General features: G+C 63.5%; 27 protein-coding genes and 2 pseudogenes. 17 read left to right on the plus strand and 12 right to left on the minus strand.

Annotated elements, in window-relative coordinates:
* Window positions 1–139 precede the first annotated feature (139 nt).
* Both JQ591_RS22890 and JQ591_RS22895 read left to right on the plus strand, forming a co-directional pair.
* Window positions 140–670: a GcrA family cell cycle regulator gene (locus tag JQ591_RS22890; RefSeq protein WP_211398237.1), complete on the plus strand. Its 531-nt coding sequence runs from the start codon at window positions 140–142 to the stop codon at window positions 668–670.
* 60 nt (window positions 671–730) lie between these two features.
* The gene (locus JQ591_RS22895; RefSeq protein WP_211398238.1) at window positions 731–1306 is read left to right on the plus strand and encodes a hypothetical protein; all 576 of its coding nucleotides are present in this window, start codon (window positions 731–733) and stop codon (window positions 1304–1306) included.
* Window positions 1307–1352: 46 nt separating this feature from the next.
* Here JQ591_RS22895 and JQ591_RS22900 read toward each other — a convergent pair whose 3' ends face one another.
* On the minus strand, window positions 1353–1709 hold the full coding sequence (locus JQ591_RS22900) for a hypothetical protein (protein WP_211398239.1): 357 nt from the start codon (window positions 1707–1709) through the stop codon (window positions 1353–1355).
* Between the two features lie 729 nt (window positions 1710–2438).
* On the opposite strand from JQ591_RS22900, the gene JQ591_RS22905 reads away from it, so the two are divergent.
* Together JQ591_RS22905 and JQ591_RS22910 are read left to right on the plus strand one after the other, a co-directional pair.
* On the plus strand, window positions 2439–2624 hold the full coding sequence (locus JQ591_RS22905) for a hypothetical protein (protein ID WP_007612798.1): 186 nt from the start codon (window positions 2439–2441) through the stop codon (window positions 2622–2624).
* Between the two features lie 142 nt (window positions 2625–2766).
* A complete protein-coding gene (locus tag JQ591_RS22910; protein ID WP_007601491.1) occupies window positions 2767–3108 on the plus strand; it encodes a phasin in 342 nt (113 codons plus the stop codon).
* Window positions 3109–3303: 195 nt separating this feature from the next.
* On the opposite strand, the gene JQ591_RS22915 is transcribed toward JQ591_RS22910, so the two are convergent.
* The 3 genes from JQ591_RS22915 to JQ591_RS22925 form a co-directional block, all read right to left on the minus strand.
* Window positions 3304–3621 carry a c-type cytochrome gene (locus tag JQ591_RS22915; RefSeq protein ID WP_211398240.1) on the minus strand — a complete coding sequence of 106 codons (318 nt, stop codon included), beginning with the start codon at window positions 3619–3621 and terminating at the stop codon, window positions 3304–3306.
* Between the two features lie 289 nt (window positions 3622–3910).
* A complete protein-coding gene (locus tag JQ591_RS22920; protein WP_211398241.1) occupies window positions 3911–4741 on the minus strand; it encodes an alpha/beta fold hydrolase in 831 nt (276 codons plus the stop codon).
* A gap of 155 nt (window positions 4742–4896) precedes the next feature.
* Complete coding sequence (locus tag JQ591_RS22925; RefSeq protein WP_211398242.1) at window positions 4897–6693, minus strand: ShlB/FhaC/HecB family hemolysin secretion/activation protein; 1797 nt, start codon at window positions 6691–6693, stop codon at window positions 4897–4899.
* 130 nt (window positions 6694–6823) lie between these two features.
* On the opposite strand from JQ591_RS22925, the gene JQ591_RS22930 reads away from it, so the two are divergent.
* Window positions 6824–8074 carry a FecR family protein gene (locus JQ591_RS22930; RefSeq protein ID WP_211398243.1) on the plus strand — a complete coding sequence of 417 codons (1251 nt, stop codon included), beginning with the start codon at window positions 6824–6826 and terminating at the stop codon, window positions 8072–8074.
* Window positions 8075–8133: 59 nt separating this feature from the next.
* Window positions 8134–10875 (plus strand): EAL domain-containing protein, encoded by a 2742-nt coding sequence (locus JQ591_RS22935; protein ID WP_211398244.1) that lies wholly within the window; start codon window positions 8134–8136, stop codon window positions 10873–10875.
* Between the two features lie 14 nt (window positions 10876–10889).
* Here JQ591_RS22935 and JQ591_RS22940 read toward each other — a convergent pair whose 3' ends face one another.
* A complete protein-coding gene (locus JQ591_RS22940; protein ID WP_211398245.1) occupies window positions 10890–11174 on the minus strand; it encodes a hypothetical protein in 285 nt (94 codons plus the stop codon).
* 242 nt (window positions 11175–11416) lie between these two features.
* Here JQ591_RS22940 and rocF point away from each other — a divergent pair, with 242 nt between their 5' ends.
* The 4 genes from rocF to JQ591_RS22960 all read left to right on the plus strand — a co-directional run bounded on the left by rocF (window position 11417) and on the right by JQ591_RS22960 (window position 14756).
* Window positions 11417–12394, plus strand: coding sequence for an arginase (rocF, locus tag JQ591_RS22945; protein ID WP_211398246.1), 978 nt, complete (start codon window positions 11417–11419; stop codon window positions 12392–12394).
* A 161-nt stretch (window positions 12395–12555) separates the two neighbouring features.
* A complete protein-coding gene (gene soxC, locus JQ591_RS22950) occupies window positions 12556–13827 on the plus strand; it encodes a sulfite dehydrogenase (RefSeq protein WP_211398247.1) in 1272 nt (423 codons plus the stop codon).
* Window positions 13814–14356, plus strand: coding sequence for a c-type cytochrome (locus tag JQ591_RS22955; protein WP_211398248.1), 543 nt, complete (start codon window positions 13814–13816; stop codon window positions 14354–14356). The genes soxC and JQ591_RS22955 overlap by 14 nt, the downstream gene beginning before the upstream one ends.
* Window positions 14357–14459: 103 nt before the next feature.
* Window positions 14460–14756: a hypothetical protein gene (locus tag JQ591_RS22960; RefSeq protein ID WP_211398249.1), complete on the plus strand. Its 297-nt coding sequence runs from the start codon at window positions 14460–14462 to the stop codon at window positions 14754–14756.
* 36 nt (window positions 14757–14792) lie between these two features.
* Here JQ591_RS22960 and JQ591_RS35390 read toward each other — a convergent pair.
* Window positions 14793–14991, minus strand: a pseudogene (locus JQ591_RS35390) (mandelate racemase/muconate lactonizing enzyme family protein); the annotation flags it as partial.
* A 13-nt stretch (window positions 14992–15004) separates the two neighbouring features.
* A complete protein-coding gene (locus JQ591_RS22965) occupies window positions 15005–16294 on the minus strand; it encodes an NRAMP family divalent metal transporter (protein WP_211398250.1) in 1290 nt (429 codons plus the stop codon).
* A 301-nt stretch (window positions 16295–16595) separates the two neighbouring features.
* On the opposite strand from JQ591_RS22965, the gene JQ591_RS22970 reads away from it, so the two are divergent.
* Window positions 16596–17348, plus strand: a complete 753-nt coding sequence (locus JQ591_RS22970) for a phytanoyl-CoA dioxygenase family protein (protein WP_211398251.1) — start codon at window positions 16596–16598, stop codon at window positions 17346–17348.
* Here JQ591_RS22970 and JQ591_RS22975 read toward each other — a convergent pair.
* Entirely contained in the window at window positions 17341–17526 is a 186-nt protein-coding gene (locus JQ591_RS22975; protein WP_211398252.1) for a hypothetical protein, read from the minus strand. The two genes, JQ591_RS22970 and JQ591_RS22975, sit on opposite strands and share 8 nt — an antisense overlap.
* Window positions 17527–18194: 668 nt before the next feature.
* On the opposite strand from JQ591_RS22975, the gene JQ591_RS22980 reads away from it, so the two are divergent.
* Window positions 18195–18413, plus strand: coding sequence for a hypothetical protein (locus JQ591_RS22980; RefSeq protein WP_211398253.1), 219 nt, complete (start codon window positions 18195–18197; stop codon window positions 18411–18413).
* A 42-nt stretch (window positions 18414–18455) separates the two neighbouring features.
* Here the strand turns inward: JQ591_RS22980 and JQ591_RS22985 are convergent.
* Window positions 18456–19224: pseudogene (locus JQ591_RS22985) on the minus strand (EAL domain-containing protein).
* Between the two features lie 359 nt (window positions 19225–19583).
* Between JQ591_RS22985 and JQ591_RS22990 the strand changes: the two are divergent.
* Both JQ591_RS22990 and JQ591_RS22995 read left to right on the plus strand, forming a co-directional pair.
* On the plus strand, window positions 19584–19832 hold the full coding sequence (locus JQ591_RS22990) for a hypothetical protein (protein ID WP_211398254.1): 249 nt from the start codon (window positions 19584–19586) through the stop codon (window positions 19830–19832).
* 15 nt (window positions 19833–19847) lie between these two features.
* A complete protein-coding gene (locus tag JQ591_RS22995) occupies window positions 19848–20417 on the plus strand; it encodes a sensor histidine kinase (protein ID WP_211398255.1) in 570 nt (189 codons plus the stop codon).
* Window positions 20418–20625: 208 nt separating this feature from the next.
* Here the strand turns inward: JQ591_RS22995 and JQ591_RS23000 are convergent, their stop codons facing one another.
* Window positions 20626–21204, minus strand: coding sequence for a hypothetical protein (locus JQ591_RS23000; RefSeq protein ID WP_211398256.1), 579 nt, complete (start codon window positions 21202–21204; stop codon window positions 20626–20628).
* Between the two features lie 337 nt (window positions 21205–21541).
* On the opposite strand from JQ591_RS23000, the gene JQ591_RS23005 reads away from it, so the two are divergent.
* A complete protein-coding gene (locus JQ591_RS23005) occupies window positions 21542–21811 on the plus strand; it encodes a DUF6894 family protein (protein ID WP_211398257.1) in 270 nt (89 codons plus the stop codon).
* On the opposite strand, the gene JQ591_RS23010 is transcribed toward JQ591_RS23005, so the two are convergent.
* Complete coding sequence (locus JQ591_RS23010) at window positions 21805–22005, minus strand: hypothetical protein (RefSeq protein ID WP_211398258.1); 201 nt, start codon at window positions 22003–22005, stop codon at window positions 21805–21807. The genes JQ591_RS23005 and JQ591_RS23010 overlap by 7 nt on opposite strands.
* On the minus strand, window positions 22002–22202 hold the full coding sequence (locus JQ591_RS23015; RefSeq protein ID WP_211398259.1) for a hypothetical protein: 201 nt from the start codon (window positions 22200–22202) through the stop codon (window positions 22002–22004). The genes JQ591_RS23010 and JQ591_RS23015 overlap by 4 nt, the downstream gene beginning before the upstream one ends.
* Window positions 22203–22705: 503 nt before the next feature.
* On the opposite strand from JQ591_RS23015, the gene JQ591_RS23020 reads away from it, so the two are divergent.
* Complete coding sequence (locus JQ591_RS23020) at window positions 22706–23269, plus strand: hypothetical protein (RefSeq protein ID WP_249137506.1); 564 nt, start codon at window positions 22706–22708, stop codon at window positions 23267–23269.
* Window positions 23247–23483, plus strand: a complete 237-nt coding sequence (locus JQ591_RS35395; protein ID WP_249137508.1) for a DUF4261 domain-containing protein — start codon at window positions 23247–23249, stop codon at window positions 23481–23483. Before JQ591_RS23020 ends, JQ591_RS35395 begins: the two co-directional genes overlap by 23 nt.
* Window positions 23484–23490: the final 7 nt, after the last annotated feature.

Here is a 23490-nt window from a genome sequence, read left to right on the forward strand (position 1 = left end):
CGCCTCTTGTAATCCGAAATTCGGAATTGATGCAATTATGAATATCAGAATTATCGCTTGACTTAGACTTCGGAATAACGGAATGTGCGCTCCGCCTCGCGATCGTGCGATCGGAGGAGGCGTATCACAGGACAGCAGCATGGAACCGGGTCATTGGCCGTCGGAGCACTCCGACGCGCTTCGCGACTATTTTCTCAAGGGAATGTCTTACGCGGAGATCGGAAGACAGATTAATGCAAGGTTTGGAACGGCTTACACGCGCAACGCGGTGGCCGGCCGCGCCAAGCGGCTAGGGCTGATCGTGCAGGTCCGGACGAGCAGTCCATCGATCGTGCCGGTGCTGCCGTCTGGAGCCTGTCTTATCCTCCCGCACCGTCCCGCGTTCCTGAACCTGCCGCCGAAATCCGCGATGAAGCCTGCCGCGCCGGTCAAGTTGCGCTGCGTCGGCATCCAGCCGCGCCTGGTGCCGTTGGTCCAACTCGCTCGCGACGACTGTCACTATCCCTATGGCGGCGACAAGGACGGGGAGGAAATTGCCTTCTGCGGCCATCCGCGTGAGCCGGGCTCGAGCTATTGCACGCCGCATGCCCGCCTGACGCGCCGCTCGGGAGCTGGGTCAGCCGCCCGCGCCGCCGGTCCCGTCGTGCTGAGGCTGGTCTCTGCCGCCTGAGTCCATCGAGCTTCCTGGCGACCGCCCGTTCAATCGTCAATTTTTGCAAGGAGTATCCGAGTGGCACGTGTCCGGCGCAACAGGTCCTACAAATTGGCGAAGGTCTACGACCGGCGCTCGCGCGAGGTACCGTTCAATGCGGAGGTGGCGGAAGTCGAGGTGGACAATCCGCTGGCGCTCGACCCCGGAGAGAAGATCGTGGCCGTGCGCTCGATCCGCAGCGATCCGCTCGGCCGGCTGCACGCGCACCATCAGATCGACGAGGCGCAGTATCGCGGCGGGCGCGCCTTCCAGAACGATTGGGAGAGGGCCGAGCGAGGCCCTCAGGCGATGGACCCGACCCGCGAATATGTCGATGGCGCGCGCACGCGCGAGCCCATCACCGAGAGCCAACGCCAGGCGGTGCTGCGGCTGAACCGGGTCGAGCGCGAACTCGGCACCGACGGCGCCGCGCTGGTGCACGACGTGTTGGTGCTGGGTCTGACCATGGACGAGATCGGCCAGCGTCGCGCTGTCCGTACGCAGCGCTGGAACGACTATTTTGCGCGGCGTTTTCGTGAATGCCTGGACCGGCTGGCGCTGATCTATGGCTTTGCGACGGAAACGGGGACACAGCGTGCAGGGCAGCGCAGATGACAACGGCGCGCCTGCGGCCTCGGCCGCAGGCGCGCCAGTCTGCTGCTTAGGGATGCGGCAGGATCTGGTAGGTCGTGGTATAGGGCTCGACGCGCAGCGAGGCGTTGGCCAAAAGCCCGATTTTGGCGGTCGGCGCCTGCTGCAATTCCCCGTTCGGACCGCGATGCACGTTGTATTGCCAGACGGTGAGATCGCCCTTCTGCGCCAGGGCGTGTGCAACGGCGCTGGCATCATTGCCGCCGAGCGCCTGAAGCTCCTCCGCCGACAGTCCGACGACGATTTCGTCCTTGATGGTGACGATCTTGAATAGATTCATCCTGGTTTCCTGCGCCCATGCGCCTTGTGTCGAGAGGGTGAGAAGCGCGACTGCGGCGCCCCTGATGAGATCGCAGCGAGAAAGCATGCCGTCGTCCTTTGGTGCTGGGGCGCGCCCGAATCGATCAGTCCATCGGCCATGGCGCCCGTGATCTGCGTGACTGTTTCGCCACCGCTTTGTCGTTCGCTCCTCGACAACGGTTCATGGCCGGAAAAAATGCCGCCCGATGACCCCTGATGCGAGGAGCCGCGTCCACGTCCAACGGCGACAAGGAGGTCGATCCCAAAGCGCTTGCCATCTCGTTCGGCTTCACCGCCCCCCCATCCGGACGCTGGAGATCGGCTGCGAGATCGACGTTTATTTCGTCGACGATACAACCGCCGAGGTCGGACTCAACAATTACGTGTATACGCTGAAGTAGCACGTGTTCGCGCCCGCCAATGTCCATTCACATCCGAAACAAGGCGAAACGCAGCGCCGATTGACAGCGATCGAGGCCGCGTGCCTGATTGATGGCGCTTCTTGACGCAGGTGGGTGACGGAGGGCCATATTCCTGTTATCCGGAATTGCCGTAGCGCGATGCAGACGAAGCATCGCTACGCCAACTGTTGGGCTTGCCGGAAGGGTTGTTCCTTGGCATAATTGCAACCTGTTCGGTTGAGCCCGAACGTTTGGACATGTAGCTCAGCGTGCTCACACGCCGGGCTTCCCCGGCCGAAAGCTCGCCGTCGCCATGGCATCAGGTTATGGCGTTCGGTTGTCAGTTGGGACCTCGATGTTGGATCACGAAGGCTGATGCTTGTCATAGGTGCGAGATGAAAAACCTCAATTTCGCGGCTGAGCTGCACCTCAAGCTCGGCGCGCCTGCGAGCGGCACCGTCGAAAGCCTGCGCCTGCTCCGCGCATTTCTGAAGCTCGCGCCCCGGCAGCGTTTTGAGGTCATCAAGCTCGTCGAAGACCTCGCCACCGAAGAAACCCTTCCCGAACACCCCCTGTCCTGAGCCGGACAGCGCGCCGGCCCTACGCCTTGCCCCTCGTTTTCCTGCCAAAGCCGGCCGCCGGGCGACGTTTGCCCCGGGCTGGACGCTGGAAGCCGATCCGGCAAGTGTGGTATTCAGTTCAGAAAAAGGGAGGAGTGCGACCATGATCGAACCGAAGCTCGAAGTTCCGGCCGAACTGCGCGACCTGGCCGAGAAGACGATTGACCAGGCGGAAAAGGCATTCGGAATGTTCTTCGAAGCCGCCACCAAGTCGATGACGACCGTTCCGGGCGCGGGGGCGGACGTGTCGAAGCAGGCCCTCGCTTTCACCGAGCAGAACATGAAGTCGGCGTTCGAGCATGCTCGCAAGCTCGTTCATGCCACCGACCTTCAGGAGGCGATGCGAATCCAATCGGATTTCCTGCGCAGCCAGTTCACCAGTGCCGGAGACCACATGCGCCAGATGACGGGCAGTCTCATGCAACCGGGGAAGGGCAAGTCCTGATTCTCGGTGTGTTGACGGCGCGTCCACAGACTGGACTTGCGCGGCGTGAAGATCCGCACGCCGATGCTGGTGCAGGTCCATGATGGGCTGCCGAATGGACCTCATTCGCCGCCCATCATCCTTTCTGCTGATCCCTGTCGGTTCTCCGGCAGGGATTTGCATTTATCGCAGGTGTCTTGACCGGCCGGCGCTCTGCTAACGCAGCGATGCGATGTAGGCAGCGATGTCGCCGGCTTCGGTCCGGCTCAAGGGGAAATTCGGCATCTTCGGGTGCGGGTCGAGCAGGAAAAAGGCGAGCCTCTCCGAACTGAAGTCAGGCCTGCGCGCAACGGACGCGAAGGAGGGGACGTCGGCGCTCGCCTGGGTCTGGCCGTTCGCCACGACATGGCAGCTGGCGCACCAGCGCTTCGCAAGGTCCGCGCCGTGATCGGCATCGGCGGCGAGAGCGGACGACGTGCCCAAGCTCGAGGCCACTGCAAGCAGCAGGCAAATTCGTCTCAAATGCCGGTGCATAGGGCAACCCTGTGTGTTGGCTCGCGACGTCGTGCTCATCCGCAACACGAACCCGGAAACTGCGAGAGGTCGATGCGGGCGATGATCGACCGCAGCAGCTTGCGGGCCGAACGATAGAGATGCCGGGCGAATCTCGGCGTCCTTGCCGCGGGCAGGCCCAAGCTTGTCGTATCGGGTCTTTTCGTATCAAGGCTTTCGATGGAGTGCGACACGTGCCTCTCCGAGATGGCGAGGCCCTTTCTATCGTGGCCGGCTCGGGGCGGCCTTGATCTGCCGCAAGGGGGCCAGACTAATAGTCGCCGGGGTTCATGATCATCGGGCTTCGTGTATCGGCCGGCGCGAGCGCGCTGCTGGCGCTGTCGCGCAGGAAGCGGTCGAGTGTCTCCTGGATCTTCTGCTTGACCGCATCGGGACCGCGATCGCTCATCTCGGTATGCTGTGCGCCAGTGTGGATAATGTCGATGCCGCGCGCCTTGGCCTCTTCCGGCGTCGGCAGCACGCCGGGATCGGTTACGAAATGCGGATCCTTCGAACGGAACGACAGGATCTTCATGTTGTCGCTGAGCACGAAAGGCACCCGCAGATTGTCGAGCGTGATCACTTTGGACACCAGCTCCGGGTGCTGATGGGCGACATACATCGAAACGTCGCCACCGTTGGAATGCCCGACGAGCGTGATGTGGTCGTAGTCGGCGTTCTCCTGCCGCCTCTTCAACTCGCCCAAGGTGAAGAGGATGTTTGCCTCGCAGCGGATATAGACCTCGCGCCGGCCGACATATTGCTGGCCGGTCTGGGTCATCAGCGGCGGATCGCTCGGCAGATCCTGCTGAATGCTGGCGACGAGATAACCGCGTGCGGCGAGCACGTTGGCGAGGAAGGAATACTCGGTGGCCTTGACGGTGTTGCCGTTGCTGATGATGGCGAGCGGGAGCTTCCAGAGGCCGAGATTGGCCTTGGTCTCGTAATCGCGTCGTACAGCGATTTCGACCGCAATCGGCCGCTGGCGCGCGGCGTCGAACAGGGTCAGAACCTCGTGGCGGATCGCGAACCGGCTGACGACGAAATACTGGCCGACGCCGAGGACGCAGAGAAACGCCAGAATTGCAAACACCCTTTTCATGGTTCCGTCTCAAATCACTTTTGACTGAACATGGCCATTGGGAACTCCCGGATCGAGCGATCGTGAGCAGGTTACGGGATTAAATTTAGGCAAGTCTGTGAGCCGCGCCCCAAAAAGGGCCGCATGTCAGGGGCCGCAGCGCGGAGGCCGAGGGGTTACAGACAGCCGCCCTTGCCGCGTTCGGAGCAGAGCCGCAGCGCACTTGACAGAGTAAACAGGAAGCGTGGGCTGCGGCGCTCGTTGTCGGGCGCCCGGTAGCTCAGGGGGACGGCCACGCCGAGATCCGCCTGGAAATCGTCCGGCAGGAAGAATCGCACGCCAGCTCCGGCCGAGGTCAGCGACAGGCCGTCGCTCAGGCGGTAACCGTCGTTCCAGACTGCGCCGGCGTCGCCGAAGGCGTAGAGCTGGTAGCCGTTCCAGTAGCGGAAATTGAGCTTCTGGTCGAAGCGCAGCTCGAGCGAGCCGGCAAGACCGTTGTCACCGCTGATCTCGGCTGCGCCATAGCCGCGGCCGAAGGCCGCGCCGCCGAGATAGAATTGCTGCGAGGTGAACAGCGGCCGCGACGCCGTCTGGCTCGCAGCGGAGAGCTTGAGCGACCAGACGTCATTGAGCGTCTGGTAGCGCGTGAACCAGAGGTTAAGCACCGAGAAGTTCGATGACGCGCCATCGCGCGACAACAGATCGTCGTCGAAATGCGAAGCACCGAAGATGTCGAGGCCCTGGCGGTAGGTCAGCGTCGCGAAATTGGTGCCGCCGAAATGATCCTGGAGCCGGTAATCTGCGGTCAGGCTCGCGGTCCTGATGTGGTCGTTGTACCAGGGCCCGTAAAGGTCATGTTCGGACACGTTGCTGAAGGTCGTCGCCGCGGTCAGGGTCAGCGAGGAGGATTGCGACTGCAATGGGACGACGCTGGCACGCAGCTCGAACGCCTCGGTCGTGGTGATGTCGCTGTCGAGGCGGCGGGCATCGCCCGGCCTGACCGCGCTGTACAGGACGGACCCGCCGAGACGTACGCCGTCGACGCCAACCGGTGCGTCGTAGGACAGCCGTGCGAAGCCAAGCTGGCGGGGGTCGTTGGCGATGGTCGACAGGTTGACCGCCAGCGTGTCGCCGGGCGTGAGGTAGGAGTTGAACGCGCCGGTCGCGTAGGTTTGCCACGGGCCGACCGACGATGAGCCGAGATTGTCCAGACCGAGCGACGAGAAGACGTGCCAGGTCTTCAAATAGACGATGAGGCGAAAACGTCCGGTTGCACCGCCGATCTCCTCCAGTGCGGTATCGGTGATCCGGACGCCAGGTCTGCCGTTGATCAGAAAGAGCTGACGTTCCAGCGTTGCCAGGCGCGACGGTTGCTCGGCCAGAACCGGCCCAAGCATCGGTCTCACGCCGAACTGCTCGGCGCCATCGCCTTTCAGCTCGGCCTGCACGATGGCGCCTTCGACCACCTGGATCCGGACCAGGCCGGCGGCAATGTCCTGCGGCGGCACGATCGCCCGGCTCAGGTGAAATCCATCGGCGCGGTAGAGATCGCTGATGGCGCCGGCGATCGCGGCGAGATCCGCCTGCGAAACCTTCTTGCCGACATAGGGCTGGTAGACCGCGGCGATGCGATCGGGGGAAACGGCCTGGGCTCCGCTGACATTGACGCCACGCAGCACGAACTGAGGCCTGGTATCGCCTCCAGTGTTGGGCTGGCCGACTGTTGGCAGCCTGACCGGAGGACGGCTCAGCGATTCCCGCGCGGTTTGGTTTTCAAAATACTTCTCAGGTTGGCGCGGATCGAAACCCGGCTGGTTCGCCTGTTGCGCGAAAGCCTGAGGAACTCCCGTAAAAAACGGCGCCAACAGCACCAGCGTGGCCACGAGATGCCGCTTCGCAGCGCGCGCAACGCGCCGATCCCCGTAGTTTGACGGAGACGTGCCCGTGAGGCGGTAAAAATTCGTTAGCCACATGATTTTTCATAATTTTTTATGGTCAATGAACCGTTAACGCGTCCGCTCCGCTCGCCGCTTTCCGCTAATTCTATGTTGAGTGATTTCGGATACCCCTCAGGACTGGCTGTAACGCGGACTGAGGATCGTCATGCTGTTCAAAGTTGGAATGCGGTGCGCCTTCGTGGCTGCGCTGATCCTGGGAACGGCCGCCGGCGCATCCGCCGCGGACGATGGCGTCTGGTCGGTCGGCAAGGCCACCGGCGAGGTCTGGGTCGCCACCAACGGCGCTCAGCAGGTCTCGTTGAACCAGCAGGAGGCGCTCAAGCCCGGTGATACCATTCGCACCGGACGTAACGGGCGCGTGCTGCTCGTCCGTGGCGAGGAAACGATCCTGATCTCTCCCAACTCGGTGGTCGGCTTGCCGGCCGAGCAGAAGGAGGGTCTCTCGACCACTATCATCCAGCAGGCAGGTTCGATCCTGCTCGAGGTCGAGAAGCGCAACGTCAAGCATTTCGAGGTCGAGACGCCCTATCTCGCCGCCGTGGTCAAGGGAACGCAGTTCACCGTCACCGTGAATGCGGGCAGCACCAAGGTCGGTGTGCTCCGCGGCCAGGTTGAGGTCTCCGACTTCAAGACGGGACAGATTGCTCAGGTCATGCCGGGACAAGCGGCTACAGCCTTCGAGCACGGCAAGCCCGGTATCAGCCTGAGCGGTGCCGGGACGTTCAATCCGATCGAGCACGGCAAGCCGCGCGCCTCCAGCATCGAGCGCGTCCCCGTGCCGAAATCGGGCCTGTCCGCCCCGCGCAACGCCGCGAACGGCCACGCCATCCATGCGCTCGGTCCGATCGACAAGGGCACCAAGGCGGCCGGCGCGCCGAGGCAATCGCATCAGGCGGCCGGAGGTCACGTCTCCCACGCTGGCGTTGCCAAGGCCGGCGTCGTGCGCATCTCGAGTTCGCTCGGCGAGGTCAAGCTGAACGTCCACAAGGTCACGCACGGGCTCGCCCACGGCGGCGGCGCCCCCGGACAGGTGCGCAACGCGCACGTCAGCACCGAGACGGTCTGGAGCGACTCGAAAGCGAGCACGACGGCATCCAGCAACACCGTCCAGACTGCTATCACGACGAGCAGCGGCGTGACGGCTGGCAGCACCAGCTCGTCGGCTGCGAGCACGACAATAGCCGCGACCACGGCCGGTGCGTCCAGCGACGGCTCTGGCGCCGGCAGCGGAAATTCCGGTGGCAAGACCAACTCCGGCAACGGCAATTCCGACAATGGGAATTCCGGCAACGGCAACAACGGCGCCACCGGCAACGGCAGGGGCAACAACGGTAACGGCAACGGGAATGGCGGCGGCAATGGCCACGGCAATGCCTTTGGCCACAACAGACACTGAGACGATTTCCTAGGGGATGAGGGGGCGCACTCGCCGAAGCGGGTGTGCAGGAGGATCGGGTGAAACGCTACCGGCCGCATATTCTTGTCGTGACCGCGCTCGCGGTGGTGCTGTCCACGGGGTGGCACGGTGCGCTCCGCAACGCGCTGACCGACCTGCGGTTCGCATGGCAATCGCGTGCCGCGAGTGGCAATGTCGTCGTGGTCGCCATCGACGCGCCCTCGATCGACCGGATCGGGGTGTGGCCCTGGCCGCGCCGGCTGCATGCGGCGCTGTTGCACAGGCTCGAGGCGGCAGGGGCGCAGGACGTCGCCTTCGACGTCGATTTCAGCACGCCATCTGATCCGGGCTCGGACGAGGCGTTGGTCACGGCGCTTCGTGACGTCGGCGGCTCGACGATCCTGCCGTCCTTCAAGCAACCGACGCCGAATGGCGGCGTGGCTCACATCAATCGGCCTCTGAAGCCGTTCAGCAACCAGTCGTGGCCGGCGCTCGTCAATGTCGCGATCGAATCCGACGGGCTCGTTCGCCGCTATCCGTTCGGCGAGAAGCTCGGCGATGCCTTGATGCCGTCGATGGCCGTCGTGCTAGCCGGGCAGGACGCCAATCGGCGGCCGCCTTTCCTAATCGATTTCAGTATTCGCACCGCCTCCATTCCGAGCGTCTCCTATGTCGACGTGCTCCGCGGCGACACCGCTACTCTCGACAAGCTGAGAGACAAGAGGATCATCGTTGGTGCGACGGCGCTTGAACTCGGTGATCGGTTCAGCGTTCCTAACGGGCGCATCGTCTCGGGACCCGTCCTCCAGGCGCTGGCAGCAGAATCGATCCTCCAGAACCGGATGCTGCGCTGGACGTCAGATATCGGCATGATCCTGGGCCTCGGTGTGATCTGCCTGCTGATGATGTATTCGTGGCGCCGCTTCGCGCCGGGAATTCGCGTCGCAATCCTGATCTCCGCCGGGGCGGCCTTCGAGCTGGTCGCAGTCCTCGTGCAGGCAAGATGGCCCTTCATCATCGACACATCGCTGTTCCACATCGCGATTGTCGCTTATCTGACGGCGATCGCACTGGACGAAATCGATTTCCGTAGTCTCCTGGGGCGCATCGCCGAAAGCCGCTTTCATCGTATCGCGATGTCGCTCGGCGATGGCCTCGTCTGCACCGACGAAGATCAGCTGATCACGGTGTGGAATCCCGGCGCGAGTGCGATCTTCGGCTATATGCCCGCCGAGATCATCGGCCGCCCGTTCGAAACGCTGTGTGCCGTGCCGGTCGACGGTGACGCGCGGCCGTCCATGCGCGACGCCGCACGCCAGGCCCTCCTCGTCCCCGGCGGGGCGGTCGTCGTCGAGTTCGAAGGGCGGCGCAGGAACGGTGAAACTTTCGCGGTCGAGGCGAGCTTCTCGGGCTGGCAGGGAACGGACGGCTTCCAGTACGGGGCCATCCTGCGCGACATCGCGGTGCGCAAGCGCGAGGCCGAACGCGTCAGATATCTCGCCGAGTACGACGCGCTGACCGGTCTTGCCAACCGCAACACGCTGCATGCCGGACTGGCCGACATGATTGCGGATGGGGGGCGGCGCTCTTGCGAGGTCGCGCTGCTCGTGATCGGGCTCGACGGCTTCCAGAGCATCAACGACATGCTGGGTCATTCCGCCGGAGATCTCGTGCTGCAGGCGGTCGCTGGTCGCCTGAAAGGCCAGGCGGGGGATGGCGCTATCGTTGCCCGGCTTAGCGGAGACGAATTCGCCATTGCGCGTGAAGGCTCGGATGGCGGCGAGCCGATTGCAGAGTTCGCCGAACGAATTGCGCGTGCGTTCGAAGCGCCGCTTGCAACCGGCGCGCGGCAGCATCGCGTCAGGATCAGCATCGGCGTCGCCGTCCATCCGGAAGGCGGGCACAACGCGGACGATCTCCTGAGCAATGGCCATCTCGCGCTGAGCAAGGCAAAGCTGACGCGGCGAGGCGGCCATGTGATCTTCGAGAGCGCGATCAGGCAGGAGCTGGAGAACCGGCTGACGCTGGAGAGTGAATTGGCGCTTGCCGCGGATCGCGGCGAGTTCGAGCTGTTCTACCAGCCCCAGGTTCGCCTGATCGACGCCAGCCTGGTCGGTGCCGAAGCACTCATCCGTTGGCGGCATCCCGTGCGCGGCTACGTTTCGCCCGGAGAGTTCATGCCGGTGGTCAATAGCTCAGCCCTGTCCGAGCGGATCGGAAACTGGGTGATGGAGACCGCCTGCCGGCAGGCACGCGCCTGGGAATTGTCCGGCGACAGTGTGCGCGTCGCGATCAACCTGTCGCCCTCGCAGCTCCACTCCGGCGATCTCGCGCATTCGGTTGCGGGACTGCTCGAAGCGACGGGGCTCACGCCGTCGCTGCTCGAGCTCGAGGTCACCGAGGACATCCTGCTTCACGACGAGGGCCGCGTGCTCGACATGTTCAAGCGCATCCAGCAGCTCGGCGTCCGCGTCCTGTTCGACGATTTCGGCACCGGCTATGCGAGCCTGAGCTATTTGAAGAAGTTTCCGCTCGACGGGCTCAAGATCGACCGGTCGTTCGTGCTCGATCTGCTCGCGGATTCCGACGATGCCGCGATCGTCGGGTCGACCATCGGTCTCAGCAAGCAGCTCGGACTCACGGTGGTGGCCGAAGGCATCGAGAACCGCGCTACGGCCGATTTCCTGGTGAGCATGGGATGCGAGGAAGGCCAGGGGTATTTCTTCGGCCGTCCGATGCCGGCGGAAGCATTCGAGCGGCAATTCCTCGCGTCCGAGTGCGCCGCTGTCAGTGCGGCCTGAACACCCCTTGCGATCTAGCGCCGACGCGCCACCGCGACGCCGAACAGGAAAGCAACGAACAGGCTGGCAAGCGGCGCTTCGCGCGTGATCGCCGCAACGGTCGCGAGGGGCTTTCCGGGCTTTCGCGCTTCGTCGATTGCGGAGGTCATGCGGTCGACAGCTGCATGCAGGCCACCTGCGATTTCACCGACGGTGCGGGATACGTCCGTCGCGGCATCGATGGCGCGCTCGGCCATGCCGGGATGGGAAGGGGATTGCGGGATCTCCGTGCTCAAGCGCGCGACCTCCAGGCTGATCATGTGACGGAGGCCGGTACCTTTGGCTATCCGCGCGAGCGCTCGTTCTGAACAGCGGGTCAGTTGACCTTTGGCTATCCGCGACAGGCGCCGTGGCTTTACGGCGGGTACCGGCCTTGGATGAGCAATTCGGCGCGCGAGGTTTTGTTCCGAGACGAGACGCCCTTACGCGAGCCTACCCCGTGAAACGACGGATGCGAATCTCTGTTAGGCTGGCTCAATCTTGCTGATCTCGGGAGACAGCTGTGACCGACCGGACCATGACGGATCGAGCCCGGCGCATCGCCTTGCTCGGCGCTCCCATCGACATGGGGGCTTCGCAGCGCGGTACCCTGATGGGCCCTGCGGCCCTCCGCACCGCCGGCCTTGCGACACTGCTCGAGAGCTTGGATTTTGAGGTCGTCGATTACGGCGATCTTTCGGTGGCCGAGGTCCGGGACCTCGCAGACAGGCCCCCCGACAAAGCCAATCACTACCGCGAGATCCAGCGCTGGACGCGCGTGCTGAGCCGCAGAGGCTACGAGATCGCAAAAACCGGTGCGCTGCCGATTTTCCTCGGCGGCGATCACACGCTGTCGATGGGATCGGTGAATGCCATGGCCCGTCACTGGCAGGAGCGTGGACGCGAGCTGTTCGTGCTCTGGCTCGATGCCCATGCCGACTACAACACGCCGGAGACGACGATCACCGCCAACATGCACGGCATGTCGGCGGCATTCCTGTGCGGCGAACCCGGCCTCGACGGATTGCTCGGCGATGATCCGCGCGCCCCGATCGATCCCGACAGGCTCGACCTGTTCGGCGCGCGCTCAATTGACAAGCTCGAAAAGGAGTTGATGCGCACGCGCCGGATCAGGGTTGTCGACATGCGCCAGATCGACGAGTTCGGGGTCGCCGTGCTGATCCGCCGGGTCATCGAACGCGTCAGGGCCAGCAACGGCGTGCTGCATGTCAGCTTCGACGTCGATTTTCTCGACCCCTGCGTCGCACCCGGCGTGGGCACGACGGTGCCGGGCGGAGCGACCTATCGCGAGGCGCATCTGATCATGGAGCTTCTGCACGATTCCGGCGTGGTCGGATCAGTCGACATCGTCGAGCTCAATCCGTTCCTCGACGAGCGGGGCCGCACCGCGCGCACCGCGGTCGAGCTGATCGGCAGCCTGTTCGGCCAGCAGATCGCCGACCGGCCCACCCCGAGCAATGCGATCGCCCCGGGCGAGTGACGGACGAGCCGTTTGTGCGTTGCGAAGAAGAGAACTGCCGTCGCGGCCGCCAGATTTAGGTCAGTCCAGATCGAAATCGCCTATTTTTGAAACAGGGGCGAATTGCAAATGCACTTCGCAGAATGTTTCATGCGGGTCGCGCTTCAGCCGAGGATCCGCAAATGAGCAGCACGTTCGACGCCGACGACAAATCCGCGGGGACGACTCGCCGCCGCTTTCTGCGCGGGAGCGCTGCGGCTGCGGGTGGTACTGTCCTGGGCGCCGGCGCATCGGCTGCCGCCGAGACCGACAACCTTCCACCCAACATCCCGGAATGGATGAAGGCTCCGGGCGAACCGATGGGAAGCCACCCTTATGGCGCGCCGTCACCGTTCGAGAAGGGCGTCGTCAAGAACATCTCGAAGACTCTCAAGCAGTACCTATCGGCCTCCAGCCGGACGCCATTGCAGGAGCTCGATGGCATCATCACGCCGAACGGACTGTTCTACGAACGGCATCATGGCGGCGTTCCGACCATCGATCCGGCCCAGCACCGGTTGATGCTGCACGGGCTGGTCGAGCGCCCGCTGATCTTCACAATGGACGAGCTCAGGCGCTTTCCGTCGGAATCGCGCGTCCACTTTCTCGAATGCTCCGGCAATCCCGGCTACAGCAAGCCTTACGGCAAGACAGCGTCGGACCTTGTGGGGCTGGTGAGTTGTGCAGAATGGACCGGCGTCAGCCTCAAGCTGGTGCTCCAGGAGGCCGGGTTGAAGCCGGATGCCAAATGGGTCGTCGCCGAGGGAGCCGACGCGGCCGCGCTGACCCGCAGCATCCCGATCGAGAAATGCCTCGAGGACGCCATGCTGGTTTACAGCCAGAACGGGGAGCGGCTGCGTCCGCAGCAGGGCTATCCGCTGCGGCTGTTCCTGCCGGGCTTCGAGGGCAACATGAGCGTGAAGTGGCTGCGCCGCCTGCATGTGACGGCGGAGCCGGTTTATTCGCGCGAGGAGACCTCGAAATACACCGACCTCCTGCCGGACGGCACCGCGCGTGAATTTTCATTCTACATGGAGGCGAAGTCGATCATCACGCGCCCCTCGGGCGGCCAACGTCTGAGCGCGCCCGGCTTCCACGAGATCACCGGCGTCGCTTGGAGCGGGCATGGCAAGATCGCGCGCGTCGAAGTATCCCTCGATGACGGCAAGAACTGGCAGGATGCGCGATTGCAAGAGCCGGTGCTGACGCGCGCGCTCACGCGCTTCCGTTTGCCGTGGCGATGGGACGGCAAGCCAGCCGTGATCCAGAGCCGTGCCATCGACGAGACCGACTATGTGCAGCCGACGCTCTCCGAGCTGCTCGCGGTGCGCGGCGAGAACTATTTCTACCACAACAACGCGATCTGGCCCTGGCGCATCGCGGCCGACGGCGAGGTGACCAATGCGCTTGCGTGAGATTTGCAGCATCGCCGTCGCAATCGTGGTGTCTGTCTTTGCAGTCGAAGCGCAGGCGCAAAGCCTGTACGGCATCGGACGCCCCGCGACGGCTGCGGAGATCGCGGGCTGGAATATCGATATCGGGCGCGACGGCAGCAATCTGCCGAAGGGAAGTGGCTCGGTCAGCCATGGGCGCGAGGTGTTCGCCCAGCAATGTGCTTCGTGCCATGGCGACCAAGGCGAGGGCGGACTGGGTGATCGGCTCGTCGGAGGGCAGGGCACGATCGGAACTCCGAAGCCGATCCGAACGGTCGGCAGCTATTGGCCTTATGCGCCGACGCTGTTCGACTACATCCGTCGCGCGATGCCGCAGAACGCGCCGCAATCGCTGAGTGACGAGGACGTCTATGCGGTGTCCGCCTATATCCTGAACCTGAACGGGTTGGTGGGAGCCGATGCCGCGCTCGATGCAAAATCGCTTGCGGCCGTCAAAATGCCGAACCGCGACAGGTTCGTCGGCGACGCGCGGCCTGATACCAAAAAGTGATTGCCTTGAAGCGGTCAGGTTCCACGCGGTGGCTCGGAACTTGCCTAGGCAAACTGCGGAACTCGCGGGACCTCATTGAATTAACCTGCGAGAGGAAAAACGTATGGGTCATTCGATGGCAACTGGTCGCTTCGCAAACTCCATGTCCTCAGCGCTCCGCCATCCCGGCGTGATTGCGTTGATTGTGGCCGGCGTGACGATTGCTGCGATGCTCATCGTCGATCATGGGCCATGGAATCGGGCCAAGACGCAGCCGGCTCACGTTGCGATGTATGCGACCACGGGAGAAGCTGCGCGCGCCGCAGGTGCCGCAGTGCTCCCGACCGAACAGAAATCGCCGGTCGAGCCGGAGCGGCCGGGGCCGAAGACGTCCCCGACCGTCAATCCAGTGACGCCGTAGTCAGATCAGTTTTGGTCAGCCCAGTTCTTGGTCAACTCAGTTCTTGCGACCGTAGTTGAGGAGCCCGCCGCTGGTCTTTGGCGGATGCGCGCGAAGGGCGTCCTCGTTCGGCTCGGTGCTCCCCAGCCGGGCGGTCTGGAATGACCAGGTACCCGTTCTGAATCTCCGGCTCATGCGTGAACAGCTCGCGGTCCCACGCCAGGCGATCGATATCGATTTCCATGATGCGCAGGTTGTCGCAAGGTTAGTCAGCCGATCGCGGACGAGCCCAGCAGAGCGAGCACGGCCAGCGCCATCAGGGCGGTGCCGAGCCAGCCCAGCGCGACGAGCCATGACCGGGCCCTGAAGCGGCCCATGATTGCCTTGCTCGACACGATCAGCATCATCATCGCCATGATCGGAACGGCGACGATGCCGTTGAGCACGGCGCTCCACACCAGCATGTGAATCGAGTCGATCCCGGTGAAACCGAGCCCGAAGCCCATGATGGTTGCCGCGGCGATGATGGTGTAGAAGCCGACCGCCTCGTCCGGCTTGGCCTCGAGCGTCGCACGCCAGCCGAATATCTCCGCCACGCCGTAGGCGGCCGAGCCTGCCAGCACCGGGATCGCGAGCAGCCCAGTGCCGATGATGCCGAGCGCGAACAGGGCGAAGGTGAAGTCGCCGGCGAGCGGGCGCAGCGCTTCGGCGGCTTGCGTTGCCGAACCGATGTTGGTGACGCCGTTGGCGTGCAGCACCGACGCGGTGGTGAGGATGATGAAGAAGGCGATGCCGTTGGAGAGCAGCATGCCGGCGATGGTGTCGGCCCGGATGCGCGCCAGCTCCGGATCGCCCTTGCGCTGCGTTTCCTCGCGCAGCGGCTTGTCACGCTTGCCCTGGTTCATCTCCTCGACCTCCTGCGAGGCCTGCCAGAAGAACAGATACGGGCTGATGGTGGTGCCGAGCACGGCAACGACCATCATGAAATAGTCGGCGCTGACATTCGTCTTCGGCCACACCGCCGCGAGCAGTGCCGTGCTCCAAGGGATCTTTACCGTGAAGGCGGTTGCGACATAGGCGAACAGCGCCAAAGTGAGGAATTTCAGCACCGGCGAATAGCGCCGATAGGGCATGAACACCTGTAGCAGGGTCGAGCCGGCCGCGAAGATCAGCGCGTGCTCGTGGTTGAGGCCGCCGATCACCAGCGAAAGCGCCTCCGCCATCGCCGCGATATCGGCGGCGATGTTGAAGGTGTTCGCGGCGACGAGCATGGCGACGAGCGTCAGCACCGCCCAGCGCGGGGCGATCTTCATGATGTTGGCGGCCAGCCCCTTGCCGGTGACGCGGCCGATCTGCGCGCTGACGAGTTGAATGGCGATCATGAACGGGGTGGTCAGAAACACCGTCCACAATAGCCCGTAGCCGAATTGCGCGCCGGCCTGCGAATAGGTCGCGATGCCCGACGGATCGTCGTCGGCCGCCCCGGTGACGAGACCCGGCCCCAGCCTTTGCAACAACGTCGGCGCGGATTTCGTGGGGGTGAGGGCACTGTCGCTCATGGAAGAAGGACCTCGATCGGGGGGGCGCGTCTTTTGGCAAATGCTAGTGAGGGACCAAAGGTTCCCCGCCGGTTCTCGATCGGGCTCGCGGTGCTATTTCTGATTATGCTAATCGCTTTTGACTCGTCGGGCAAAACACCTGTATAAGTGCATCATCGCAACAATACTCGATGCCGGCTTTTGCGCGCGTCTTGCTCCTTTCAAGCGTCCTGCTCCTTTCGAGATCGTCCGGACCGGCCTCGCACCCGTTTGCGGTGACGGCGGGCCTTGCGAACCTCGCGTTGAGGTTGTAGGGAGCGCCATGAGCGAGCTTCTGACGCCTGCAAAGGTCGATCCGTTGGACGCGCAGCAGGCTGCCGCGCTCGACCGCGACGGCTATCTGCTGCTGCGGGGCGCGGTGCCCGAAGCCTGGCGCGATGCGCTGCGCGCCGCCTTCGATTCCGGCGTGGGGGCCGGCGACCAATGGGCTGCGCCCCGAGGCGTCGGCTGGCGCCACGCCCTCGTCGATCTGGATCCGGCGGTGCGCCAGACCTGCCGGCTGCCGTTGCTGCTGGCGGCGGGGGCGCAGATGCTGGGCGGACCTTTCTTTCTCGCCCAGGTCGAGGGCCGCGAGCCGCTCCAAGGCGGCGGCCACCAGCGGCTGCATCGCGATGGCGCAGGCATGAAGGCCGTCGCCGCCCTGGTCTTCCTCGACGATTACGGGCCGGACAATGGCGCGACGCGACTCGTTCCGCGCCATCTCGACCAAGGCCGTTGCGATCAAGCCGATCCTCTTCGAGCCGATCTTCATCAAGCGGATCTTGATCAGGTCTTGCCGGACGAGACTCTGTCCCTGACGATTGCGGGCGAGGCAGGGGACATCCTGGTGTTCGACGCCGATCTGCCGCATGGGGCAACCCGCAACCGCTCCGGTGCGCGGCGACGTTCGCTGCTGCTGAGCTTCATGCCCGAGCGCAACCGGGCGACCATGGACGGCTGTCGCGCAGTCCGCAACGTGCGCATGGACACCAGTGAGGTGTTTGTCCCCTCAGCGCGTGCGGTCGGGACTATTTGATGCTGACGAACATGCCCCAGGCGCCAGCCAGCGCGGCGCCTGAAAAGACGATCAGCGGGTTGTCGCAGAACGCACTGCCATAGGTACACATCGTGACGCCGAACGAGCCGATCTCGTGATGGCTCGCGGAGTAGAACAGTCCCGACAGCACCAGCAACGCAGCGGCGACGTAATACATCGACGACTCTCCGAAGTTTTCCCGATTGCGTCTTTCGCAAGGGACATTTCCCAGCATGGCGCGAACAAATTGCGTCCTGCCAAATCTGCCTTGCTGCATTTGAACTAAAGGCGATCTATCGCGCGGCAATGGAACAAATGTCCACTTTGGCACTTAGGAACTCAGTCCTCCGGCGAGGTGAGATGAGTAACGAACAGCAAACCGGGCCTTCGAGGCTGCACAATTCCCAGCCTGGGCCTTCGTGCCCCAAATGCGAGACGTCCACGCGCTACCTGACTTCGATCCTCGACGTGAAACGCGATCGCTCGATCCTGATCTATCGGTGCGACGGGTGCCGCGAGGAAGTCTGGATGTGAGCGAGGTTGGCCTGCCGACGGTGCGCCTGCCTGCAGGATGACAGGCGTCAGGGTCCGCGCCTGGCATGACGTTGCGCCTCGTCGCGCAGAAGCGACCGTTCACCAATTTGGCGGGGGTGAAGAAAGGTTTGCCGCGATCTTCGTCAGCGATATGTCCGCGTGACAAGTTCCTAGCCGCGAACAAAATAAAGGACTCGTGGGGCGTGTGGATCGGGCGCATGATCCCGTCAACACCGAACCGCTCTTGGCCCCTATCGGTGATGAGAACGCCTTCTTGCGCTCCCGCCTTCCTCTTAGGGAAAGGAGCGCGCCATGAGGCGTCGTTTCAAGCAAGTAAAACCGTTGAAGGAGCGCCTTCTTGAAGAGGCGCAAAACCTGCGCGAGGAGGCGAAGCTGCTGCCCTCTGGGGCTCTTCGCGACGCCGCGTTGTTAAAGGCCCGCCAGGTTGAAGCGGCCGCACATATGGATGATTGGCTCGCCTCACCGGGCCCTCAGCCGCCGAAGAAGAACGATACGCCCGGACCGCGCTGAGATGACTCGCCGCGAAACGCGACCTTCCGGCCACATTTGTCGTCATCCGGCAATTGAAACATCCAGCTTTTGCATCCACCGGACGGTCGGCAGTGACATGAAGCCCGGCTTTGCGAAATAGTAACCCTGAAACAGCGTGATGCCGGCCGCGCGCAAGGTCGTCAGTTCAGCCTCGCTCTCGACGCCTTCGGCCAGTACGGTGATACCCAGCTCGCGAGCGATCGCGGCCACCGCAGACATGATCACCTGCTTGGGGTGGCTGAGATGGATGTCGCGCAGCAGCTCATGTCGATCTTGATCACGTTCGGCTGTAGCCTCGCGAGCAGGCTCAGCCCGGCATAACCCGCGCCGAAATCGTCCAGCGCGGTCCAGAACCCAAGCGACTTGTAGGCGCGGACGATATTCTCGACATGCGCCGGGTTGGTCATCCGCTCGTTCTCGGTGAATTCGAACATCAGATTCGAGGTCGGGAAGCTCGCGCGCCGCGCGGCCTCCAGCGATTTCTGGATGCACGCGCGCGGCTCGTACACTGCGTTCGGCATGAAGTTGATGGAGAGCCGCGCATGCGGGTCGTCGAACAGCTTTCACGCGGTTTCGATCGCCATCACGCGCGCGGCCTGGTCGAATCGGTAGAGCTGGTCGTCGGTCAGTTGGCTGAGGACGCTGTGCGCGCTTTCGCCGTTTGGTCCGCGCACCAGGGCCTCATAGCCCAGACGCGATGCTCCGCGACGTTGACGATCGGCTGGAACGCCATCTTGAATGCGAACGGCAGTTCGGTCCCGTCAGCGCACCCCGCCCATTTCACGACCATCGCGCAACTGCCGCCCTTAACCTCGCGGAACGTACGGCTGTAGCGGTTAAGGAACAGCGAAGCGATCGTCTTGTGGCGCACGGATCCTAAGAGGGAGCAGATCTCGGATGTTCAATCGTGCACACAACTCGCCGGCAGGATGGTTGAATCGCCTCGACGAAACACGGATGAAACAATGCTGAAACCCGATTGCCCTGAACTCCCCGCCCGCTGCGCCCGACCAACGAAGCGAAAAGGAGATCATCATGATCCAGATCGGTTCGAAGGAAGAAGTCGCGCTTCTGCTGGCGCTGTTCGGTACGCACACCCAGCCGGTCAAGCGGCCGAAGAAATCGCAGCAGGCGTGAGGCGCTGATCCCATGCCAGGTTTGGCCGAATGCCAGAGCCTCTTGCGCCTTCTGATCGCAAGGGGCGACCCGAAGGCCATTCCGCTCGCCCAAGGCGCCATCGATCAATATCTGAACACGGCGCCGGCTTGCATGCGCGGGCGCGGCCTGCGCGTGCTCCAGAGCGACGCGCTCGACCAGTATGGTGCCGCGGTCGGCGTGCAGCGATCGTTTGTCGAGACGGTGGATGCCTATATCGAGCGGAAGCTTGCGGAGGAGTGAGGGGGCTCGCGCCCATTGCTGAATCATCGCGTCAAGAACTCGCTTGCCACCGTGCAGTCGATCGTCGACCAGACGCTACGACGGGCAACCGATCTGGAGTCGGCGCGCCAGACCATCAACGCGCGTATCGTTGCCCTGGCGGGAGCACATGATCTGCTCACTGTGCGCGCCTGGATGGGTGCCGACGTTGCCGATCTGGTTGCGCGCGCGCTCGCGCCCTTCGCCACGGGTCAGATGGTCGTCGACGGCCCTTCAGTCGACGTCTCGCCGACCCAGGCCCTGGCCCTTTCACTGGCGCTGCACGAGCTCGCCACCAATGCGGCGAAGTACGGGGCGCTCTCGGGTCCCGAAGGCCGGGTCGAGCTTCGCTGGAGCGTGCAAAATGACGGGGTCAATCTGACCTGGCGCGAAAGTGGCGGCCCGCGTGTCATTCCGCCGACACGCCGAGGCTTCGGCACGCGCCTCATCGAACGTGCAAGTCTGGAGATGAACGGGGAGATCGGACTGGAATTCGCTCCCGACGGTGTCCGCTGCTCGATCACGGCTGCGCTCGCCGCCATCCAGGCGGGGCCAGCGGTGACCTGAATCTGTCTGGCGGTCCTGGCTGCCACCGGCCGGGATGCGGCGCTCGTTGGTTAAATCGGTCGATGCCTCTAGCGCGCGGAAAGCTTGACGGAGGAAGAGGTGGCCTCACCTTGTCGTTTTCGCCCCTGAGGAGACCGGGCACGAACGCGGCAACTGATGCTGCCGCGTTCCTGTCTTCATCGAATTTCGCTGGTCGGCCCCCGCGCGATTACTGGGTCGGCGGCAGCACGGCCTGCGAGGTCTGCTGCGGCAGGTTGGTGTAGGTCGCACTTTCCTTGGTGCAGATATCCCTGAACACCACGACGCCGGCCTGCGGATATTCCTTCACCAGGCAGTTGCAGTTGTTGTTGACCACCGGAGCCGGCGCAGCCGCCACGACCGGTGCCGCAACCACGGCCGGACGCTGCACGACGACCGTTTTCTCCACCACCTGCGGCGTCGGAACGTACACCGGCCTGTTCACGACAACCGGAACCGGGACCGGCCGGACCACGACCTGCGGCGGGATATAGACCGGCGGCGCGGGCCGCGGATAGACATTGACCTGCGGCATCGGCCGGGGGCCGGGATAGACATTGGCTTGAGGCGTCGGCCGGAAGCTGGGAACGACGGCCGGGCGCTGACCATTGCCGCCATAGCCGCCCCAGCCGGGCCGCGCCTGCTGCGCGTTGCCATACTGCCCGTTCTCGCCCCAGCCGGCCTGCGCCGAGCTGCTTGCAACACCTGCCGCAACGCTAGCCAACACGATCGCTGCCGCCATCTTCGTGATCATCAAGGTCTTAGTCATGGTCCACCTGTCTGGTTGTTTGTTTTGCTTCAAGCCGTCGTCGTGGGATGAGTGATAGCCGGACTTGGCGCGCGCATCCGTGATCCCGCGCACACAGCCTCCTTCGATAGGAGGAGGACTATCGGCGTGAAGTTGCTCGCCGAATGCCGGGCCTTTGCAGCGCGCGGAAAGCTTGCGGAGGCCGTGAGCGGCGCGGGGCGCGAACAGCCGCAGCAGGGCGGCGGCCGCGTCCATCCGGGCAGCCGGATTGTTCCCGGAACCCGTTGATCTCAAATCTTTTTCAGCTCCGCGCGAAACCTTTGTCCGCCTCGGACCTATTATCGCAAAGGATGCTGCAATGCCTCGATATTACTTCGACCTGCGCGACGAGCAGGGCTTGGCGCGCGACGAGGAAGGGCTGGAATTGGCCACCGCTCGCGCCGTTCAGGCCGAGGCCGCCAAGTCGGTTGCCGACATGGCGCGCGATGCCATTCTCGCCGCGCCGCCCACCGGCGGCAAGCAGACCATGGCGATCGACGTTCGCGACGCCGACGGACTTGTTATGCAGGTGACATTCTCGTTCGAGGTCGAGGATCTCAAGACGCGATCGCGTTCACGCGATCATTGACGCGTCAGCAATTTCGCGGACTCGGACTCGAGCACGGCGATCTTTCGGTCGAGCTGCCAGACCTCGACCTTGCCGTGCCGCGTGAACTGCTGCGCGAAGGTGAGGGCGGACGCATCCGACGCGGCCTCGAACGCTTCGGCGGAGCGGAAGACGCCGTTTTCGCCGACCAGGTAGGCGCGATATTGCTGGCTCATGTCGGTGCCCTCAGGCCCGGTGAACTCAGCCAGGAGGCAATGCGCATGGCCGTCTCGTCCTGCCGCGCACGGCGCAGCAGCATCTCGCGGCGACGCCCCGGCGCGAGCGCGCGTGCCTCCTCGCGAAGCCGCGCGGCCTCCTCGGCGAGCCGTTCGTCGAGTGTCCTGGTCTGCTTGAATCGTCTACGCTTCTGCATGCACGTCTCCCTCGGGAGCAATTTCGGTCTCATCACGGATCGATGCCGATTGCCTTGCGGTGATGGATCAACCTTGCGCTCCTGGCGGCGAGAGAGACACATCATTTGATATGTTGGCGGATTAAATTGCGAGAGCAAGCTCAGCGACTTGAGCGCGTTACTCATCTTGAGTGCTTGTGATCAATGTGCACTTTTGGACAGAAGCGAGATCTGCTGTGGACGATGGACGCGTGACGTGAAGTGTCTGCGTCGGCTCAAGCGCCGCCGCCGCACAACGCGTCCCCACTCGCGCGAAGATTGCCTGCAGAACGAACGCATGTGTCGCCTGCCAGCTAAGCGATGTTTGACACCGTTTGAACCGGCACCGCCGTCGTTGTCGGTCGATGCGAGCAGCGAATATTGGTTGATGATGTTCTTCTTTTGTTCTATGCTCGTCAAGCATTCTACCTGTGGGCGACCAGCGGAAGCGCTCGGTGTCGCCCAATTTTCTGTGGGGGTAGTCGATGAGTAACTCGCTTCTGGCTTTGGTCCTCCTGGACGATCCGGCAACGCCGGACATGTCAGCGGTTGCGAATATCCTCCGCGCTCGACATCCGGAACTGGCAACGGAGGCTGCGGAGAACGAGGACGCGCAACAGGCTCAGGCAAACTCGCCGCTCATTCGCTGTGGCAACGAGCTTGTTGCGGTCATGTCGATGCCGGCGCGCATTCCTGACGATCCCGGCCTGTGGTCGCGCGCTTCCACGACATGGCCGCAGGCTACGGCGGCCGCGGCGCGGCACCGTGGGCATTTGATCGTCTCTGTGCTCGGCCAAAATCAGCGACCGTTACCCGCCGCTCGTCTAACGACTGCTGTCATCGGCGCGTTGATTGCAACGGTGCCGGAATGCTGCGAACGTGGTCTGGAATGGCAAGGTCGCACGATCCGCCGATCTATGGTTGGACCTGTCCAGCCGATCGTTTGCGCCGTATCCAGACTATCCTTCCTCACTGTGGGTGGACATATTGCCGTTCCGATCAAAGACAGGCATCGGAGCAGTAACGATGGGGCTGTCGGCATTTGCTGAGCGTGAAATCGAGTTCGAGACCCACAAGCTGACACTTCCGACGCTGATCAAAAAGGTGGACGGTCTTGCCGTCTATCTGGTTGAGCACGGGCTTGTGGTCAAAGACGGCGACACGTTTGGTCGCGATTCGCGCGAGCGCTTCTCGGCTCGTTACAAGGACTCCGATCGATTTGAAGGCTTACCCGTTCTTTTCTGTACCGATGGTTCGTCATAATTGAATT

Origin of the sequence: Bradyrhizobium canariense (assembly GCF_018130465.1) — a bacterium.
GTDB lineage: Bacteria > Pseudomonadota > Alphaproteobacteria > Rhizobiales > Xanthobacteraceae > Bradyrhizobium > Bradyrhizobium canariense_C.